Origin of the sequence: Halovenus salina, from assembly GCF_026410925.1 — an archaeon.
Taxonomy (GTDB): domain Archaea; phylum Halobacteriota; class Halobacteria; order Halobacteriales; family Haloarculaceae; genus Halovenus; species Halovenus salina.
The window spans coordinates 2581387-2599491 of record NZ_CP112972.1 but is presented as its reverse complement, the minus strand read 5'-3'; the positions used below and the strand labels follow the sequence as shown (position 1 = coordinate 2599491).

20 protein-coding genes and 1 tRNA gene are annotated in these 18105 nt (G+C 63.4%); 12 read left to right on the top strand and 9 right to left on the bottom strand.

From position 1 onward, the window contains the following. Nucleotides 1–85 precede the first annotated feature (85 nt). The gene (locus OSC37_RS13050) at nucleotides 86–1798 is read left to right on the top strand and encodes a sensor histidine kinase (protein ID WP_267161877.1); all 1713 of its coding nucleotides are present in this window, start codon (nucleotides 86–88) and stop codon (nucleotides 1796–1798) included. 55 nt (nucleotides 1799–1853) lie between these two features. On the opposite strand, the gene pheA is transcribed toward OSC37_RS13050, so the two are convergent. After that, the gene (gene pheA, locus OSC37_RS13045) at nucleotides 1854–2663 is read right to left on the bottom strand and encodes a prephenate dehydratase (RefSeq protein ID WP_267161876.1); all 810 of its coding nucleotides are present in this window, start codon (nucleotides 2661–2663) and stop codon (nucleotides 1854–1856) included. Nucleotides 2664–2739: 76 nt separating this feature from the next. On the opposite strand from pheA, the gene arsN2 reads away from it, so the two are divergent. Together arsN2 and OSC37_RS13035 are read left to right on the top strand one after the other, a co-directional pair. Further along, nucleotides 2740–3195: an arsenic resistance N-acetyltransferase ArsN2 gene (gene arsN2, locus OSC37_RS13040; protein ID WP_267161875.1), complete on the top strand. Its 456-nt coding sequence runs from the start codon at nucleotides 2740–2742 to the stop codon at nucleotides 3193–3195. Between the two features lie 10 nt (nucleotides 3196–3205). Further along, a complete protein-coding gene (locus tag OSC37_RS13035) occupies nucleotides 3206–4378 on the top strand; it encodes a trans-sulfuration enzyme family protein (protein WP_267161874.1) in 1173 nt (390 codons plus the stop codon). A 176-nt stretch (nucleotides 4379–4554) separates the two neighbouring features. Here OSC37_RS13035 and OSC37_RS13030 read toward each other — a convergent pair. Further along, a tRNA-Asn gene (locus OSC37_RS13030) sits at nucleotides 4555–4627 on the bottom strand. Nucleotides 4628–4717: 90 nt separating this feature from the next. On the opposite strand from OSC37_RS13030, the gene cca reads away from it, so the two are divergent. After that, complete coding sequence (cca, locus tag OSC37_RS13025; RefSeq protein WP_267161873.1) at nucleotides 4718–6085, top strand: CCA tRNA nucleotidyltransferase; 1368 nt, start codon at nucleotides 4718–4720, stop codon at nucleotides 6083–6085. Nucleotides 6086–6089: 4 nt separating this feature from the next. On the opposite strand, the gene OSC37_RS13020 is transcribed toward cca, so the two are convergent. Together OSC37_RS13020 and OSC37_RS13015 are read right to left on the bottom strand one after the other, a co-directional pair. Further along, the gene (locus tag OSC37_RS13020; RefSeq protein WP_267161872.1) at nucleotides 6090–6821 is read right to left on the bottom strand and encodes a hypothetical protein; all 732 of its coding nucleotides are present in this window, start codon (nucleotides 6819–6821) and stop codon (nucleotides 6090–6092) included. 37 nt (nucleotides 6822–6858) lie between these two features. Further along, on the bottom strand, nucleotides 6859–7287 hold the full coding sequence (locus OSC37_RS13015) for a DoxX family protein (RefSeq protein ID WP_267161871.1): 429 nt from the start codon (nucleotides 7285–7287) through the stop codon (nucleotides 6859–6861). 191 nt (nucleotides 7288–7478) lie between these two features. Between OSC37_RS13015 and OSC37_RS13010 the strand changes: the two genes are divergently transcribed. After that, nucleotides 7479–8570, top strand: a complete 1092-nt coding sequence (locus tag OSC37_RS13010; RefSeq protein ID WP_267161870.1) for a 60S ribosomal export protein NMD3 — start codon at nucleotides 7479–7481, stop codon at nucleotides 8568–8570. A 42-nt stretch (nucleotides 8571–8612) separates the two neighbouring features. Further along, nucleotides 8613–9311: a DUF4037 domain-containing protein gene (locus OSC37_RS13005; RefSeq protein WP_267161869.1), complete on the top strand. Its 699-nt coding sequence runs from the start codon at nucleotides 8613–8615 to the stop codon at nucleotides 9309–9311. A gap of 1 nt (nucleotide 9312) precedes the next feature. Here the strand turns inward: OSC37_RS13005 and OSC37_RS13000 are convergent, their stop codons facing one another. Then, a complete protein-coding gene (locus OSC37_RS13000; protein ID WP_267161868.1) occupies nucleotides 9313–9720 on the bottom strand; it encodes a hypothetical protein in 408 nt (135 codons plus the stop codon). A gap of 319 nt (nucleotides 9721–10039) precedes the next feature. Between OSC37_RS13000 and OSC37_RS12995 the strand changes: the two genes are divergently transcribed. Beyond that, complete coding sequence (locus tag OSC37_RS12995) at nucleotides 10040–11395, top strand: DEAD/DEAH box helicase (protein WP_267161867.1); 1356 nt, start codon at nucleotides 10040–10042, stop codon at nucleotides 11393–11395. Nucleotides 11396–11401: 6 nt separating this feature from the next. On the opposite strand, the gene OSC37_RS12990 is transcribed toward OSC37_RS12995, so the two are convergent. After that, nucleotides 11402–11665 carry an MTH865 family protein gene (locus tag OSC37_RS12990; RefSeq protein WP_267161866.1) on the bottom strand — a complete coding sequence of 88 codons (264 nt, stop codon included), beginning with the start codon at nucleotides 11663–11665 and terminating at the stop codon, nucleotides 11402–11404. 83 nt (nucleotides 11666–11748) lie between these two features. Between OSC37_RS12990 and OSC37_RS12985 the strand changes: the two genes are divergently transcribed. The 3 genes from OSC37_RS12985 (at nucleotide 11749) to OSC37_RS12975 (ending at nucleotide 14027) form a co-directional block, all read left to right on the top strand. After that, a complete protein-coding gene (locus tag OSC37_RS12985) occupies nucleotides 11749–12165 on the top strand; it encodes an RDD family protein (protein WP_267161865.1) in 417 nt (138 codons plus the stop codon). A gap of 155 nt (nucleotides 12166–12320) precedes the next feature. Next, nucleotides 12321–12743, top strand: a complete 423-nt coding sequence (locus OSC37_RS12980) for an HIT family protein (protein ID WP_267161864.1) — start codon at nucleotides 12321–12323, stop codon at nucleotides 12741–12743. Nucleotides 12744–12815: 72 nt separating this feature from the next. After that, complete coding sequence (locus OSC37_RS12975) at nucleotides 12816–14027, top strand: alanyl-tRNA editing protein (protein WP_267161863.1); 1212 nt, start codon at nucleotides 12816–12818, stop codon at nucleotides 14025–14027. Between the two features lie 36 nt (nucleotides 14028–14063). Here the strand turns inward: OSC37_RS12975 and mptA are convergent, their stop codons facing one another. Next, entirely contained in the window at nucleotides 14064–14996 is a 933-nt protein-coding gene (gene mptA / locus OSC37_RS12970) for a GTP cyclohydrolase MptA (protein ID WP_267161862.1), read from the bottom strand. Between the two features lie 63 nt (nucleotides 14997–15059). Further along, nucleotides 15060–15656, bottom strand: coding sequence for a HalX domain-containing protein (locus OSC37_RS12965; protein WP_267161861.1), 597 nt, complete (start codon nucleotides 15654–15656; stop codon nucleotides 15060–15062). 143 nt (nucleotides 15657–15799) lie between these two features. On the opposite strand from OSC37_RS12965, the gene OSC37_RS12960 reads away from it, so the two are divergent. Continuing rightward, nucleotides 15800–16777: an alpha/beta fold hydrolase gene (locus OSC37_RS12960; protein WP_267161860.1), complete on the top strand. Its 978-nt coding sequence runs from the start codon at nucleotides 15800–15802 to the stop codon at nucleotides 16775–16777. A 54-nt stretch (nucleotides 16778–16831) separates the two neighbouring features. Further along, nucleotides 16832–17506, top strand: coding sequence for an HAD family hydrolase (locus tag OSC37_RS12955; protein WP_267161859.1), 675 nt, complete (start codon nucleotides 16832–16834; stop codon nucleotides 17504–17506). Here OSC37_RS12955 and OSC37_RS12950 read toward each other — a convergent pair whose 3' ends face one another. Then, nucleotides 17507–17989 (bottom strand): Lrp/AsnC family transcriptional regulator, encoded by a 483-nt coding sequence (locus OSC37_RS12950; RefSeq protein ID WP_267161858.1) that lies wholly within the window; start codon nucleotides 17987–17989, stop codon nucleotides 17507–17509. Nucleotides 17990–18105: the final 116 nt, after the last annotated feature.

The following is an 18105-nucleotide window of genomic DNA, read 5'->3' as shown; positions in this document are numbered from 1 at the left end:
CACTAATCACAAGGGCCACACGAGCGACTCACTCGGTCAGTTCGGCCGTGATATGTAAATAGGAGCTAACGTTATACCTGGTCTGATGGGGTGGACGGTGTCGGTTGTGTCGGCAGTCGTGTTGACCGCGGCTGTGCTCTGTACCAGTATCGGTGTGGTCGCACTTCGGAAGCGACCGGACCCAGTAGCATTGCCGCTTGCGGCGCTGATGTTTTTCGGAACGCTGTGGACAGTGCCCGAGGCAATCAGTCTCGGTTTCGATACGCTCGAGCAGGTGCGATTCTGGAGTAAGCTCCTCTTCCCGGGTGCGTCGCTGGTTCCGGTGGCGTACTTCGTCCTGGCGTTGCGGTACGCGGGCCACGACCGATGGCAGTCATGGAAGTTCTACGGCGGGCTCTGTGTCGTGCCGGTCGTGACCGTGTTAGGAGTATTTACTAATTCGGCGCACAAACTGTTCTGGGACTCGACCGCGCTCAGAGAGGTGGCTGGGGTCACCACACTGGATGGGGTAAACGGACCGTTGCTGTGGCTCAATCTGGGCTACTCCTATCTGCTCATCGTCATCGCCTGGGGGATATTCGCGGGCGTCGCACTCAACTCCCGTCCGCTGTACCGGCGACAGGCGCTTTTGATGTTGTTCGGCGGGGTCGCTCCGACGGCGCTCAACATCATGTTCAACCTCGGCGTGGGGCCGCTGCCGCCACTCGACCTCACCTCCTCGTCGCTGGCACTGTCGGGGGCAGCGTTCGCGCTGGCACTGTTCCGGTACGAGCTTATTGGCCTCACGCCGGCAGCGTACCGGAGCGTTCCGGACCTGTTTGCCGATGGCGTACTCGTCTTCGACGACGAGCGCCGTGTCGTAGAAGCGAACGACCACGCAGAACGCATCCTTGACACCAAAATCGCAGCCGGGATGTCCGCCGACGCCTTGTTCGACTCGTCGTTGGATGACCTCAACGGAACGGTGTTGGCGACTGACAAACCGAACCCGCAGATGTACACTGTCCGGTACTCGGTGCTGTGTGATCAGCGCGACGACCCTGCCGGGCATGCAGTTGTGATGCGCGAGGTGACCGAGCTCAAAGAACACCAACAGCGGCTGAGCGTCACCAACCGTGTCCTGCGTCACAACCTCAGAAACGAACTCAACATCGTCCTCGGCGTTGCCGACCAACTCGACAGGTCAGACCTCGACGGACAGGCTCACGAGTCACTCGAACGCCTGCAGGATGCCGCAAATCGCCTCAACGACGTCAGTGAGAAGGCACGCCACATTCAAGAGTCGCTACAGATTGACGGCAAGTCGCTGCTCGCAATCGACCTCGTTACGACACTCGAGAGGACAGCCCAGCGGTACCGTCAGGAGTTTCCCGACGCCGAGATTCGCTACGATGGACCTGCGCATCTTTTCGTCCGTGCGGCCGGCCGAGAAACGCTCGAAACGGTGGTTCGAAACGTCGTCGAGAACGCACTGGAACACAACGACAGCGAGCAGCCGGTCGTCGAGATAACCGCCGCCGAAGACGGCGACGAAGCTCTGCTCATCGTCGCCGACAACGGTCCCGGAATCCCACCCGAGGAAGTCGAAATCCTCGACAAGACCGCCGAGTCACAGCTCGAACACGGCAGCAGTCTCGGCTTGTGGCTCACCTACTGGCTCGTCACTGCAATGGACGGCGTCATCGAGTTCGGATCAAACGAGCCACGCGGCTCGGTGGTGACTGTTCGGCTCCAGACTGCTGATGAAACGGCGGAGTCGAATCGACCGCGGCGGCCGGCCGGGACTGTTGACAACTGAGAAACTGCACAGTGCAACAGTCTCTTCTCACCCACCGTCAGACGGAGGTGACGTATCAGACGACGGTCTCTGTGTCGTACGAGCCGAGCCGTCGGACCCAGCCGGCCTCGGCGAGTTCTTCGACGACCGACAACGCTTCGGCGGTTCGACTCTCGTAGAGCCCCGCGGCAACGTCGATATGGAAGACGTAATCCCCGAGTCGCTCGCCGCTGGGACGGGATTCGACCCGCGTGAGGTTGATATCCCGCTCGGCAAACGGGTCGAGTAGCTCCAGCAGAAGGCCCGGATAGTCCCGGTTGGGGTAGACGATGAGTGAGGTCTTGCTCCCGGCACGGGACTGCTCGGCGCTTGGGGCGACGACCAGAAACCGCGTGGCGTTCGAATCGCGGGTCTGGATGTCTTCGGCGAGTGCCGTCAGCGAGCCACCCGCGTTGTCGGGGTGGCCGATGGCCGCGACCGCGTTATCCTCGCGTGCCCGCTCGACGCCGCGGGCGGTGCTGGCAACGGCTTCGAGATCGGCGTCGGGGTAGTTCGTCTCTAGGAAGGATCGACACTGCGCAAGCGCCTGGGCGTGGCTGGCTACCACCTCGAACGTCTCGCCCTGTGCGAGCAACGCGTGGCGTATCGGCGTTACAATCTCTTGGACGACCGACACGTCGTACTCAGCGAAGGCATCGAGTGACTCGGTTACCGCCCCCTCGATGCTGTTCTCGACCGGAACAACCCCGCGGGCTGTCTCTTCTCGTGCGACTGCCTCGATGATACCGGTCACAGATTCGGTGAACTCGATCTCCGTGTCGTCGGCGACGGCACGCGCCGCTCGGTGGGAGTACGTTCCCGACGGCCCTAGCGTGAGTGTCTCCATATCGCCGTGTTCTGTGGGCGACGTCAAAAGGCTCGCGGTGGACACGATTATACCGACGGCGTCCCCCTGCGATTGTATGCCAGACAATATCAATCTGCGGGCGGCGGAGACAGCGGACACTCGCTACGCCGAGTCGTTGCTGGCCGAGAACGACCTCCCAACTGCGGACCCCTCAGTGGTACAGTTATATGTCTGTACGGTCGACGGTGACCGCGTCGGCGTCGGCGGTATCGAACGCTATGGGACGGTCGCCCTCCTTCGCTCGGTCGCTATCGAGGAGTCGGCCCGCGGCCGGGGGTACGGGACTGCGCTGACCGAGGCACTTTTCGACCGTGCGCGTGACGAGGGCATCGACGAACTGTTCTTGCTCACGACGACGGCCGCCGACTTTTTTCGAGGACTCGGCTTCGAGCGAGTCGACCGCGCGGCCGCTCCGGGGTCGATTCGGGAGACCACACAGTTCACCGAGGTCTGTCCCGACACCGCTACCTGTATGCGACGCGGACTCACCAGAGAGGACGAAAGCCCCTGAAACACGACCTATGGATGACATACCACGGCAGTTCGACACGCAGGCAGTCTCGGGAGACGAACAGACGGGCCAACCGACGACCGGCGACATCGTCACACCGATTCACCTGGCCTCGACGTACACCCAAGAGCAGGTGAGTGACTACCCGGAGTTCACCTACGCCCGGGACGGGACGCCGACGCGAGCTGCGCTCGAATCACAGCTCGCCTCGCTCTCCGGCGGGAGCCATGCGCTCGCGCTCTCGTCGGGGATGGGTGCCATCGGGACGACCGCGATGACGCTGCTCGAGCCCGGCGACCACGTCGTCGCCTTCCAGTATCTCTACGGCGGCACCCGCAAGCTCTTCGACGACATCTACGCGGAATCCTTCGACCTCGATGTCGAGTACGTCGACGCGACCTCGACGGCAGCCGTCGCCGACGCAGTCACCGACGAGACGGCGCTGGTCTGGGTCGAAAGCCCGACCAACCCGCTGATGCGACTCTGTGATATCGGCGCAATCGCCGAGGTCGCCGACAAGGCCGACGCCACGCTCTGTGTCGACAACACCTTCGCCAGCCCGTACTTCCAGCGACCGCTCGACCTCGGGGCAGACGTTGTCGTCCACAGCACGACCAAGTACATCAACGGCCACTCGGACTCGCTGGGCGGGGCCATCGTCACCCGCGACGACGACTTCGCCGAGCGCGCCGAGTTCGTCCAGAAGTACGGCACCGGCTCCGTGCTCTCGGCGTTCGACTCCTACATGGTCCTCCGCGGGCTGAAGACCCTCCCCGCACGGATGGAACGCCACGAGCAAAACGCCCTCGCTGTCGCGGGGTTTCTCGACTCTCATTCGGCGGTTGAGGCCGTCCACTACCCCGGTCTTCCAAGTCATCCACAACACGACCTCGCACGCGAGCAGATGAGCGGCTTCGGCGGGATGCTCTCGTTCGAGATTGACGGCGGCCGCGAGGCGGCGGCGACAGTGCTCGGACACCTCGAAGAGATACAGCTGGCTGTCAGTCTCGGCGGCGTCGAGTCCATCATTGCGTCCGTGCCGGGGATGACCCACGCCTACCTCACCGACGAGAAACGCGAGGCGATGGATATCTCCGAGGGGCTCGTGCGGATGTCTGTCGGTATCGAAGCGACCGACGATATTATCCGCGACCTCGAACGCGGATTCGACCGACTGTCATAGTATCTGTATGAGAAAGCGCCGCCGCCAGGACTCGAACTCGCCGAGACGTTCCGGGCACGTGGCCTCACTCCGTTCGGCCATTCCGGGGCTGCGACTCGTCTGCCCGAGTCTGTCGGGTCACGCTTTCACCACTCACGGACGACTCGCGGTGCTCGTCGTCAGTTCGTGGAAGAAAGCGCCGCCGCCAGGACTCGAACCTGGGACAACCACGTTAACAGCGTGGTGCTCTACCATCTGAGCTACGGCGGCCCACTACCTCGTACAGGCATGAATAAAATAGGCGTTTCGCTTCGACCCGGCATCGACACGCTTTCACGTACTTGTCGGCAACGGCCCTGTATGAGCGAGGAGGACAGGTTCGATGCGGTGGTCACGAGTGTCGCCGGACGGGTCGAGCCCGACGCCCCCGAGCGTCAGGCGATGGAGGAGGCCGTCGAGCGGCTCACCGAGCGAACAAGAGACGCACTCTCGGAGTTTCCCGTCGACGCCGAGGTGATGCAGGTCGGGTCGACCGCGAGAGGCACCTGGCTCGCCGGCGAGCGGGATATCGACCTCTTCGTCTGTTTTCCGCCCTCACTCGACACCGACGAACTGGAGCGATACGGGCTCGATGTCGGCCACAGCGTCCTCCCCGACGGCCGCGAGGAGTTCGCCGAACACCCCTACGTCGTCGGCGAACTCGACGGCTTCGACGTGGACCTCGTGCCGTGTTATGCCGTCGACGCCGCGAGCGAGATTCAGTCCTCGGTCGACCGGACACCCTTCCATACAATATACCTCCGCAAACGGATGACGCCCGCGCTGGCAAGCGACGTGCGCGTCTGCAAGCAGTTCATGCGTGGCATCGGCGTCTACGGCAGCGACCTGCGGACCAAAGGATTCTCGGGCTACCTGACAGAGTTGCTCGTCCTCGAACACGACGGCTTTCGCGGGCTCGTCGAGGCCGCCGCGGACTGGAACCCACCAGTCCGGTTCGACCCCGCCGACCACGGGACGGCGTCGTTCGCTGACCCGGTGGTCGTCATCGACCCCACCGACCCAGAGCGAAACGTCGCCGCCGTCCTCTCGCGGGAGAACGTCGCCCGCTTTCAGCACTTCGCACGGGAACTGCTTGCAGACCCTCGCGAGGAGCTGTTTTCGCCCGCCGAGGTCGACCCCCTCTCGGCGGCCGAGGTACAGGAGGGGTTCGTGGCCCGTGGGACGACGCCGCTCGCACTCCGGGTCAGCCGCCCCGATATCGTCGAGGACCAGCTGTGGCCCCAGCTAGAGCGGTCACGGGAAGGTATCGCCGACGAGCTCGTGCGTCGCGGGTTCGACATCTTCCGGACGGACGCATTCGCCGACGACGAGGAGGTTGTCCTGCTGTTCGAGCTTGCGGTCGCCGAACGCCCCGCAATCGAGCGCCACACCGGACCACCTGTCCACGTCCAGGCTCACGCGCGGCGGTTCTACGAGGGGTACGCCGACGGCGACGCCTACGGACCGTTCATCGAGGACGACCGGTATGTCGTCGAGCGCGAACGAGAGTTCACGACCGCAAAGTCGTTCGTCGAGAGCGATGCGTTGCTTGATGTTGCTCTGGGCGTCCACATTGAGTCAGCCATCGAAGACGGCTACGAGGTGCTCGCCGGCGACGAGGTAGCAACGCTGGCCGAGCGATTCGGCCACGAACTCGCACACTATCTGTCTCCTTCCGCCCGCGCGTGAGCAGTCAGGTCAGCGGGTCCGCAGATTGTCGCAAGACGAGGTAGGCGGAGACAGCCATCACGTTCACAGCCGGAATCACAGAGAGCCCGGCCCACAGCAGCGGCCGGCCTCGCCAGTCCATCGTCGTCCGTAGATGCCAGGCGTCGAGATACAGCGAGACCGGCAAAACGAGAAACGTCCCAGCCGCCCAGACGCCGACGAATGCCTGTGTAAAGAGGGCGTCGCCGGCCCCGAACAGTCCACTTAAAAAGATAAGCAGACTTGGGAGCAATCCGACCAGGATGCCGACGTAGGCACGCTCGTCGCCTCGTGGCTTCGTCTCCGGTAGTACCGGGACGACGTGACCGTTCTCCACTGTGAGCAGCATCTGCGCTCCCTGAAAATCAGTGACCTGGTCGGGGCCGAACTCACGCAGCCACAGGAGTCGTTCGAGGCGGTCGTCGGCCCCGGCGTCGGGCCAGGCGAAGTACGTCGTCGCCTCGCCCTCGAGGTGGTCGATGTCGAGGGTGAGCGCGAGCGCGTCACCGGCAACCTCGTACGGAACGTCCTCGGGTACCGCAGACGAACCCACCCGTTCGACCGCGACGACCTCACCGCGGAGTTTGCTCCCGTCGGGGAGTGTTTCGAGTGCCTCCTCAATATGCGGGGCGGGGTCCTCCTCGGAATCGCCCTGTGGTGACGCTCCCGTACCCACGTCGTCGGCCTCACGAGCCGTCTCGGCCTCGTCGTCGTTCACAGCCTGGATTCGACAGGGTCGTAACTAAACGTGTCGCTCACTCCTCGACGGCGGCAGCGACTCGGTCACGGCCCGACAGCCGTCCGAACAAGTCACGCAGCGTCGGGTCCCAGGCAGAGTACGGACCGGTTCCGAGGACCGCGATACCGACAGACGACACCAAAACCAAGACGCTAAACGGGTTCGGACCGGCCGCGGCGATTGCAACCACCATCCCGACGCCGAGCCCGACTGCGCCGAGGCGGCCGGCGATACCGAACCCAATCAATACGATGGCGACGAGTTCGACGACTCCCGTAAACGGCACCGCCAGCTCCGGGAACGGGAGCCCGTATTCCTCGAAGGCATCCACGCGTGCGGCGTACTCGGTGAACTTCCTGACGGCCGGATACAAGGTGAGTACCACTGCAACGACCCGGAAGATGACCGGCGTCCACCGGCTCAGTTGGCTCGCGTCATTACTCATCTGTGACCACCTGGATTCGTTGTGACCGTTGCTGTTGTGTTCGAGACGAGCGTTGATTTCCTCATCACAACTGTTAGTCAGAGCGCTATCGACGTGTATATTTCACCAAGATGTTGGTGACTTGGCCGTGGCCGAGATTTGTGAGGGGCGAAACGCGGGACTTACGTGCGACAGCGGCATACCGGCTGATAATGAGCGGCTCCGGCGAGTTCTGCCCACGGTGTGGCGACACCATCGAGCGCGAGGAAACACTCTCCCGCGAGGGGGTCGACAGCGCGCTCTGTGACGCCTGCTACATCGACGAGTACGACCTCGTCGACGCCCCCGACCGTGTCCAGGTCCGTGTCTGTTCGCAGTGTGGCGCGGTCCATCGTGGCAACCGCTGGGTCGATGTCGGCGCGGAGGACTACACCGATATCGCGATCGACGCCGTCACCGAGGCGCTGTCGGTCCACATCGACGCGACGAGCATCTCCTGGCAGGTCGCTCCCGAACAGGTCGACCAGACGACCATCCGGATGCACTGCCAGTTCTCTGGCGTGCTCCGGGAGACGCCGGTTGCCGAGGAAGTCGTGGTCCCGGTCAAACTCAGCCGGGAGACCTGCGACCGGTGTGGTCGTATCGCCGGCGGCTCCTACGCCAGTGTCGTCCAGGTCCGCTCGACGGACCGAGACCCCAGCGGGGAAGAGACCGACCGCGCCACGGAGATTGCACACGAACTGGTGGACGAACTCGAAGACAAGGGCGACCGCGAGGCCTTTGTCACCGAGGTCTTGGAGGTTGCCGGCGGGCTCGATATCAAGCTGTCGACCAACCGTCTCGGCGAGCAGGTCGCCCGACGCATCGTCCGGGAGTTCGGCGGTTCCTACAGCGATTACGAGACACTCGTCACCGAAGACGCCGACGGCAACGAGGTCTACCGGGTCACCTACGCCGTCCACCTGCCACCCTATCGCCCGGGTGAGGTCATCGCTCCCGACGACGATGGCGCGGTGCTCGTCGAGAGTGTCAAAGGCAACCTCAAGGGGACGCGTCTGACCTCGGGTGAGCACTACGAAGCAAACTACGAGGACGGCGACGCACCCGATGCTGACCGGCTTGGAACGGCCGACGACGGCGAGGAGACGACGCTGGTGGCGGTAACCGACGAACACGCCGTGCAGGTGCTCCATCCGGACACCTACGAGACGAAGACGGTCGCCCGGCCCGACTACCTTGACCCCGACGCCGAAACGGTCAGTGTCATCGACACGCGCGAAGGGCTGTTCGTGTTGCCAGAGTGAGAAATCGGAACAGTAACCTTGGATGGCCAGGTCTTGGCAAACATGACACCGCTGAAACAACGCCGAGCGGTCGCACGGTCGGTCAGCGAAGAGTTGGCCGAGCGCGGGGACGTGGACGCGGTCCTTCTCATCGGTTCGACCGCGACGGGCTACGCCGACGAGAACTCGGATGTCGACCTTACTGTTGTCGGTCCCGAGCAGGGAGACGAGCGCTCGGTCGATGGTATCCACGTCGAGTGGACGACGCTCGACCGGGACGACCTCGACGCGAAACTCGACGGCTGGGAGGACGACACCGACCGCTATATGTACGCCAACGCGGAGGTCCTCTACGACCGAGCAGGGGTCGCGGAGTTGCTCGACGACCACAGCGAGTACCCGCCGGAGGTCCGGACCGAGAAGCTGTACGCCGGATGGTTCTACGCCACCGGGAACACCTTCGACGCACAGAAAGCCGTCGAGCGCGGCGACGAGCGTGTTGCACAGTGTGCCACGGCCGCAGCCGTCGAGCAGTTCGTCGCGCTCACCTACGTCCTCGAAAACCGGTTTCCGCCGTACCGCAAGTGGCTGTTCCGGGCCCCGCCGCTGTCGCTTCCGGGCATCGACGCGGCGCTATCAGGCGATGTGTCGGCACTTGAGACCGTGCAGACAGAACTCGAGCCACGGCTCACATCCGAGCTCGATACGGAACGAGTCGAGAAACCATACCTGTTCCAGCCGTCGTTCGACCCGCTCGGCTGAGTTACGAGCTCCGTTCGCGCTGGAGTTCGCGGTCGATGCTGTCGAAGTCGCTGTCGTCGTCCATCTCGCGTTCGAGTTCGCGTTCGAGCTCTGCCTCGGAGATTTCGCCGTTTGCGTACCGCGTCTGAACGTCGTCAACCGAGTTGCCGGTCCCGCCGAAGTCGCTGTTCTGGGAGAACGACGTGTTTCGCGACGTGCTGACCGACGACCCTGTATCGTTGCCGCTGACCAAGCCATACAGGCGATACGCACCGTACAGGAGGCCACCGACAACTGCGAGCGTCGCCGTGGTCGTGATGAGCCCCCAGAGCAGGCCGATGGCCGCGAGCACCGCCGAGACGACGACGTTGAGCACGACCAGGCCAACCACGCCCAAGACCAGCCAGAGGAGTATCTTTCCGGTATCCATACCCTGGGTTAGGGCGGCACGCGCAAAAAACGTGTGCCGGAATTTCCGAGCGGTGTTTCGTTTCGCGTGTTGGCTAATGGACTGTGAAACAGGAAGAAAGCCCCAGCCGGCCTCGAAAGCGAACTCGGGCGGGACTGAAAGGGGCGAGTCGTTCACCGGCTGCGACTCGCTGTGGTCCTCACTCCGTTGCGGTCCTTGCGTCGTCTCGCTCGGTGAACGACTCGGGGCTTTCTTGCTGTTCTGACCGCTCTCACTGAGAGGTCTTCCATGAACACTCCGAGGGGCATCGTTCTTGTGTGTCGCCGCCGTCTATCCGGCCGTGACGACGGTCAGACTCGCCTTCGAGGAGGGCTCGATTCGCATCGCCGGCGACGCCGAGGTCGAGGACGCGCTGGCGTCGGTTCCCGATGTGGCCCCGGACCCACGGACCGAGAGCTACCGTGCACCCGCCTTCCGGTACGCTGCGGTTCGGGAGGCCCTCTCGGCGAGTGGGTTCTCGGTCGTCGATGAGGTCATCGACCTGCCGACGCTGGCGCTGTCGTCGAGCTACCGTCTCCGTGAGTACCAGCAGGAGGCACTCGACACCTGGCGGTCGGCCGACGAGCGCGGCGTCCTCGAACTGCCGACCGGCAGCGGCAAGACTGTCATCGGTCTCGGCGCAATCGAGGCCCTCGGAACGCCGACGCTGGTAGTCGTCCCGACAATCGACCTGCTGAATCAGTGGCAAGACGAACTGGAGGCCGAGTTCGACGCTCCAATCGGTTGTCTCGGCGGCGGCGAGCAACGCGTCGAGAACGTGACCGTTGCCACCTACGACTCGGCGTATCTCCGGGCGGACGAACTCGGCGACCGCTTCGGGTTGGTCGTCTTCGACGAGGTCCATCACCTCGGCGGCGATGGGTACCGCGACATCGCCCGCCTGCTCGCCGCGCCGGCCAGGCTCGGCCTGACGGCAACCTTCGAGCGCCCGGACAGCGCACACGAAGTCGTCGAGGAGCTACTCGGCGCGCTCGTCTATCGCATCTCCGCCGACGAGCTGGCGGGCGAACACCTCGCAGAGCACGACATCAAACGCATCGAGGTGGAGCTGACGCCCGAAGAACGGGACGTCTACGAGCGCCACCAGTCTACCTTCACCGACTACCTCGCGGAGTCGAACATCACACTCCGGAGCGGCAGCGACTACCAGGAACTCGTCAAGCGCTCGGGAACCGACCCGCGGGCACGAGAGGCGCTGCTGGCGAAACAGCGCGCCCGCGAGGTGATGATGAACGCAGCGCGCAAAGTAGAACGACTCACCGAGATTCTCGACCGCCACAGCGACGACCGCGTGCTCGTCTTCACCGCACACACCGAGCTAGTCTACCGGCTCTCCGAGCGGTTCCTGCTTCCGGCAATCACTCACGAGACGGGCGCGAGCGAGCGCCGCGAGGTGTTAGAGCGGTTCCGGGATGGAACGTACTCCCGTATCGTCACGGCGAACGTCCTCGACGAGGGGGTAGACGTACCCGACGCGAACGTCGCTGTCCTCCTGTCTGGCTCGGGGAGCCAGCGGGAGTTTACCCAGCGCCTCGGGCGGATTCTCCGGCCGAAGGCCGACGGCGGCCGCGCGCTGTTGTACGAACTCGTCACCGAGGAGACCGCAGAGAAACGGGTCGCCCGGCGACGACGGTGAGATGGGTTACTCGAACAGCCCTTCCTCACGAAAGCCAGCCATCAGGTCGTCGACGAGGGCCTCGGCTGACTCGTAGGGGTACTCCTGATAGTCGGCGTACTCCGAGCCGAACTCCATCACGCCGACGCTCACGTCGTCCGCCTCAAAGGTCGTGCTCGGTCCATCGGGGAGCACCGACGCCAACTCCATCGGTTCCTCGACCGGATAGGATGCTTCCTCGAATACTGCCTCCAGTTCCGCTCTGAGCTTCTCGGCCGTCGTCTCTGTCATAGAGATACGTTCGCCGAGCGTGGCAAAAAGGTATCTGATCGTTCAGCCGGAGCCCCTAACTGAGTGAGGTTCTATCTTCCCGCGTGGTCAAGCCAGCGCCACTTCACACTCGAACGCCCGCGTTTCTCTGTGACCAGGCCATCGTGTCGGTCCTCGGTGTCGTCCCGACGGTCGCTGCTGGTGTGCCGGTCGCCGAGGTCGTCAGTCCCGGCCCGACTCGCCGTGGGGTGTTCGTCCTTCTGATGGGTGTCGCGTTCATCTATCACTTTATTTTGGAGTGGCAGACTGGGACGACCGTCGGAAAGCGTCTGTTCGGTCTGGGCGTCCGCCGGGACGACGGACACGAAATCGGGGTCGTCGCGTCGTTCGTCCGGAACGCGCTGCGACTCGTCGACGGCCTCGGCTACTGGGGGGTCGCGGTCGCTATCATCCTTCTCCGGGGCGACGGGAAGCGACTCGGCGATATGGTCGGCCGGACGCTCGTCGTGTCGGTCGATTAAGTGCTGTCCCGCCCCGTGTGGGTTCGTCGCCCCAAGAGTGAGTCACCGGCTCGTGAGAGACGTCGTCTCCGAGACGGCAGACGGATTCGGCGGACCCAGAGTGCGTTATGATGACAGCCAGTAGAGTTTTGTTCGGTGCAGAGAATTGACCAACCATGTCCGATTGTGTCTTCTGTTCTATCGTCGCCGAGGAATCACCTGCGTATCGACTGTACGAAGACGAGCAGTCACTCGCCTTTCTCGACGTCGAACCTGCGACTCGTGGGCATACACTCGTCGTTCCGAAATCACACCACGAGACGATGACCGACATGTCCGAATCGCTCGCCGGAGACGTGTTCCGAACGGTTCACCGCGTCGCCGGTGCCCTCGAATCCGTCTGTCCACTCCGGGGCTACAACGTCGTCCAGTCGAACGGCGTCGCCGCAGGTCAAGAGGTCTTTCACGCTCACCTCCACATCATTCCTCGATACGAAGACGATACTGTCGCCCTGGAGTGGTGTACCGAGGGTGCCGACGAAACAACACGACAGGATATTGCCGACACGGTGTGTGAGGAACTGGTGTCGCAGTCATGACTCGGTGGGTTCGTGACAGCCGTTCGAACAAACGTGACGTTGATGTGGGCGGCCGCCGTTGGGTCTGGAACGATGACTGAGACGAAGGCTTCGGCCGACCCATATACGACGCAGTTTGAGGCGGTCGTCGAACAGGTCACCGACAGCGCGGTTGTCCTCGACGAGACCTACTTCTACCCAGAGGGCGGCGGCCAGCCCGCAGACCGCGGGACCCTCGCAGGCCAGGAGGTCGTCGACGTTCAACACGGCGAGAACGGCGTTGTTCATACACTCGCCGAAGCGTCGGACCTGACAGTCGGCGAGACCGTGACAGGGAACGTCGACGAGTCCTTTCGAACCTACTGCATGCGGGCACATACAGCCAGTCACGTCGTCTACGGCGCTGGTCGGCGGATGCTCGACGACCTCGGCTACGGCGGATTCGACATCTCTCCCGAGAAGGTCCGAGTCGATTTCACGACTTCGACGGAAATCGACGACGAGGTCCTCCTCGAACTCGAACGGCTGGCGAACCAGGCGGTCTGGGAGTCTCGGTCCGTCACCTGGGAACGCTACCCAGAGGCAGAGGCCCTCGACATGGAGCGGATTGCGTTTAATACGAAAACCGAGGAGGGACTCGGCGGCGACACGGTCCGGGTGGTAACCGTCGGCGGCAGCGAGCCGTGGGACGTGGCGGCCTGTGGCGGCACCCACGTCGAGAACACACAGGAGATTGGCCCGATTACCGTCATCGAGCGGTCGAATCCTGGAGAGGGGATGACCCGCGTCGAGTTCGCCGTCGGCGAACCGGCAATCGGGCGGCGTATCGAAGAGAAAGCAGCGGCCTTCGAGGCGGCGGCCACAGCCGGGACAAATCTCGCTGGGCTCTCGGAGTACGTCCGGGACCTCCAGTCCGATATCGAACGGCTCGAAGCCGAGCGCGGAGAACTCCAGGACCAACTCGCCGAGCGACGCATCGACGACCTCCGGGATGACGTAGTCGAGCGCGAAGGTGGGACGTGGCTTGCTGGGAGCGTCGACGCGATGGGGCCGAACGACCTCAGCGAGAAGGCCACGGAGATGGCGGGTGAGGCCGCCGACGTGGTCGCACTCGCGGGACAGGACGGCCGGACGTTCGTCGCGGTCGCCGCCGCCGAGGGGTTCGATGCCGGCGCTATTGTCGATGAAGTAACAGAGGAGTTCGGCGGTGGCGGTGGCGGCAGTCCCGCGGCGGCACAGGGCGGCGGCATCGATGCCACTCCGGGGGCTGTCGTCGACTTTCTCCAAGGCGGCATGGACGAGTAGACGCGTCTCAGGCCGCTGCTGTGAGAACGCAGAACCTCACTCGTCGCTGTCGAGTTCCTGTTTGAGCTGGCCGAACTCGGCGACGCGCTCGGCGTGGGCGTTGTGCTGGTGGATAGATTCGTCGTTCGACTGTTTCATCGTCACCACGGCCTCGTCGGGCAGGTCGGGGAACTCGGTGACGACGCCCTCGGCCATCGCGCGGACACAGTCCTCGACGAACTTGGCGTCGCTGTGTGCGTCGAAGGTCATGTAGTCCTCGTCGGGCCGTTTGGCGAGGTTGTAGATGCGTGCACTCATCGAGTCACGGGCAACGTCGATAAGCTCGCGCAGGTCGACCTCGGGTGCACCCGGGCTCTCGATGGTGACCGTCGCGTGCCCGCGCTGGGAGTGACCCGGCTGGGGTACCTCGTCGAGGAACTGCTCGACGGTCTCGTCGTCGACTCCGAGCGTGTCGAGCGTCTCGCGTGCGCGACTCGCAGACATTCCCTGCGAGCAGGGACAGACGGTCATCCCCGTGACGGTGACACCGATTTTCTCGGTTGTTCCGTCCTCTGTCGCGGTCGCGGCCGCCGTGACATCCGCGGAGTGTTGTGTCTCCCGGTCCGTCGCCGGCGTCTCCTCGCGGACGATGTACTCGGCCTCCATCTGCACCTCAGTTTTCGTCGTGTACTCGTGTTTGTCGAGCAGCCGTTCGGCAACGTCACCACAGACATCTTCGATGCGGTAGGTTGGCTCGCTGACTGCATCTTCAAGCGTCTCGTCAACGACCTCCATGTTCCGGCTCATGTCTGCTCCTTTCCGCCAGGATGGGAGATCGACGTAGACATCGAACGCCGCCATGAGGACGATAGGACGCTTCTCGGGTCGCGCGACTTTCACGAGTTTCTCGACACCCGTGACGCCAACCCGGTTCAGCCCGACGGTAACGTCGGGACTGTCGGCTTGGACGTCCGGTAGTTGCTGACTCATCGAACCGGCCTAGGGAAAAGTGTAGGTTATGGTTTTCGGTAGGGGAAATTAAAGAAAGCGGCGTTACTCCTCGGGCGGGTCGAGCATGGACTCGTCGTTCAGGTCGCGGAACGCGGCCTCGAAGTCCGCGTCGTCGAACGACGAGATTGTCTCGTCGAGGTCTTGCTGAATCGAGTCCATCTGCTCTTCGAGTTCGTCGAAGGCTTCGCTTTCGGCCAGTTCGGACTCAGGTTTGTTCGCGACTAACGTCGCGTGCTTGGCGGTCAGTGCGTAGTAGCGTCGCAGGTGCTCCTCGTACTCCGAACAGGTGAGCAGGCGTTCGATGGTCTCGAAGAGGTCGTCACGCGAGACAGGTTTGATGACGTAATCGTCGAACGGCATCTCGATGATATCGAAGTCTGGATCGACCGCCGTCACCATCGCAACCCGGACGTGCATCTCTCGCTCCCGTATCTTTTCGAGAACTTCGTCGCCGGAGATGCCCGGCATCCGGCGGTCGAGCAAGACCACGTCGACCGCGTCGTCCATCTTGTCGAGTGCCTCCTGACCGCCGTACGCTGTCGAGACGGTATACTCCCCCTTGAGTTGTGCCGCATACGCGTCCGCCACGTCAGGCTCGTCGTCCACGACGAGCACTGTCGCAGGCTCGGAGCTACTCATTCGTTTCCGTCTAGAGACGACTGGATTCAAAAGGTTTCCGGGTGGTTCTCTGACAGGTCGCCGCATTTGCCGTCTCGGCGGCGACTTTTTGCTGCTGGCGGCCGAACTACTGTCCATCGACGGACAGATGTGTCAGATAATGCATGACTACAGATAAACACCACGACAGGGCGGCGAACCCCCGCTCTGGGGATCCGCCGAACTGGCACCACGAGACTGTCCACGTTAACGACGTTGCGCTCCATTACGTGACGCTCCCGCCGGCGCGGGATGCGGTCGACCACCCAACAGGTGCCGCTCCGCTGGTGGTCCTCCTGCACGGATTTCCAGAGTGTTGGTACACCTGGCATCGACAGCTCGACGCAGTCGCGGCCGCCGGCTACCGCGTCGTTGCCCCGGACCTGCGCGGATACAATCACTCGTCGACACCGCCAGGCCTCGACAGCTACCGGATGGAAGAACTCGTCGCCGACGTTCGTGGGCTCGTCGAGAGCCGGGGCGCGACACAGGCGGCCGTCGTCGGCCACGACTGGGGCGGGCTCGTCGCCTGGGAGTGTGCAGTCCGCGAGCCCGAGCTGGTCTCACAGCTCGCCGTCCTCAACGCACCTCACCCCGACGTGTATCGGCGGAGCCTGCTCCGGTCGCCGGGCCAGCTCGTGCGCTCGTCGTATGTCGGCTTCTTCCAGCTCCCCTGGCTACCCGAGCAACTGCTCGAAGCCGACGACTACCGGCTCGTCGAACGCGCCCTCGAACAGCTGTCCGCTGCGGGTTCGCTCTCCGAGAGTGACAGAGAGCGGTTTCGCAAAGCGATGGAACGAACCGACTCCTCCGGGCCGCTGAATCACTACCGTGCGATTGGGCGCGACACCGTTGTCGATGGCATCACCTCGATGCTTCGCGGCGGGTTGCCACCCCAGCGACGCGTCGACCTACCGACCCTCCTCGTCTGGGGAGAGCGGGACCCCGTACTCGACAGCGGCCTTGTTGACCGTCATCACGCCGTGGTCGAACCCCTCAGTGTCAGGCGGTTTGCCGAGAGCGGCCACTGGCCACATGCGGCCCAGCCAGGACGGACGACCGACGAGCTGCTGGCCTTTCTTGACCCCTCGTCGCCGGCCTGAGCCGGGAAAGACGGTTTCGTCTCGTTTTTGTATCCCAGGCGAGGAGAGCAAACAATGTCAGCGATCGAGACTGTGGTGTTTGACCTCGATACGACCCTCTGTGAGAACACCCAGAGCGACGAGGAGATTCACGAGACGGTGTTCGCTCGCGTCGGCATCGAGCCGCCGTTTACCGTCGAGGACGTACAGAATGTCGACCCTGCGGATATCCCGACTGTCGACACAGACCGCGCGTTCTACGAGGAACTCTACCGTGCAGTGACTGACGACCTCGACCACGAGGGGTACCGCAGGCTGGCCGAGGTCACGGTGGATGTCGTCGACGAGACCGACGTGGAGTTCCGCGAGGGCGCACGCGAGGCCGTCGAGTACGCCCGCGAGCGGTACGACGACCTCGGGATGTTGACCTACGGCGACCCCGACACACAGCGGGCGAAACTCGACGTACTCGACATCGCGGAGCTGTTCGACGCGGTCGTCGTCTGTGGTCCGAACACCGAAGTCGCTGGCAAGCCTGACCCCGACGCGTTCGAGACGGTCCTCCGCGAACTGGGGGCGGTCCCGGAGACGAGTATCTACGTCGGCGACTCGCTCCGGGGCGATATCGGCGGCGCGAACAACGCCGGGATGCAGTCGGCCTGGGTTCCCGACGAGGAGCCGCCGGCAGACCCAGACCACGAACCCACCTATGTGCTGTCGTCGCCGGCCGACGTTCGCGAGATTCTGTGACTACTCGGCGAGTGCCGTGACGAGGGTCTCCTCGTCGTACTGCTGGAGGGGGTAGTGGCTGTCGAGTTCGCGCGAGATGACGAACGTCGAGTTGGTCCGAGAGACATCCTCCAGTGCCTCGAAGTCGGAGATGAGCCGTTCGACGCTCTCGCTGTTCGGGAGGCGGGCGAGCGCCATGAAGTCGGTCTCCCCCATCGTGAAAAACACCTTCGTCACTCCCTCGATGTCGGCGATTTTCGTGCCGCTCTTGCGGTGGTCCTGTTCGTTTTTGGTGAACACCTCGACGAGGACAGTAATCTCGAGTCCGAGTTCGTCGAGGTCGAGGTCCAGGCGGTCATTTTTGATGACCCCCTTCTCGCGGAGGTTGTTGAGACGGTAGTGGACAGTCGATATCGGAATCCCTGTCGCCTCGCTCACCGCGTCGGTGCTTGTCGTCTCCAGATCTTCGATTGACTTCAGTATCTGAATGTCTTTTTCGTCCATACAACTGCAAATGGATTGTTTTTTGAAGTGACTTCGGTTTTAGGGATGTAAGTCGTCTATATATCGAATACGCTTTGAAAACTGTAGTATCTGGAAGAAAGACTGCCGTCGTAGTT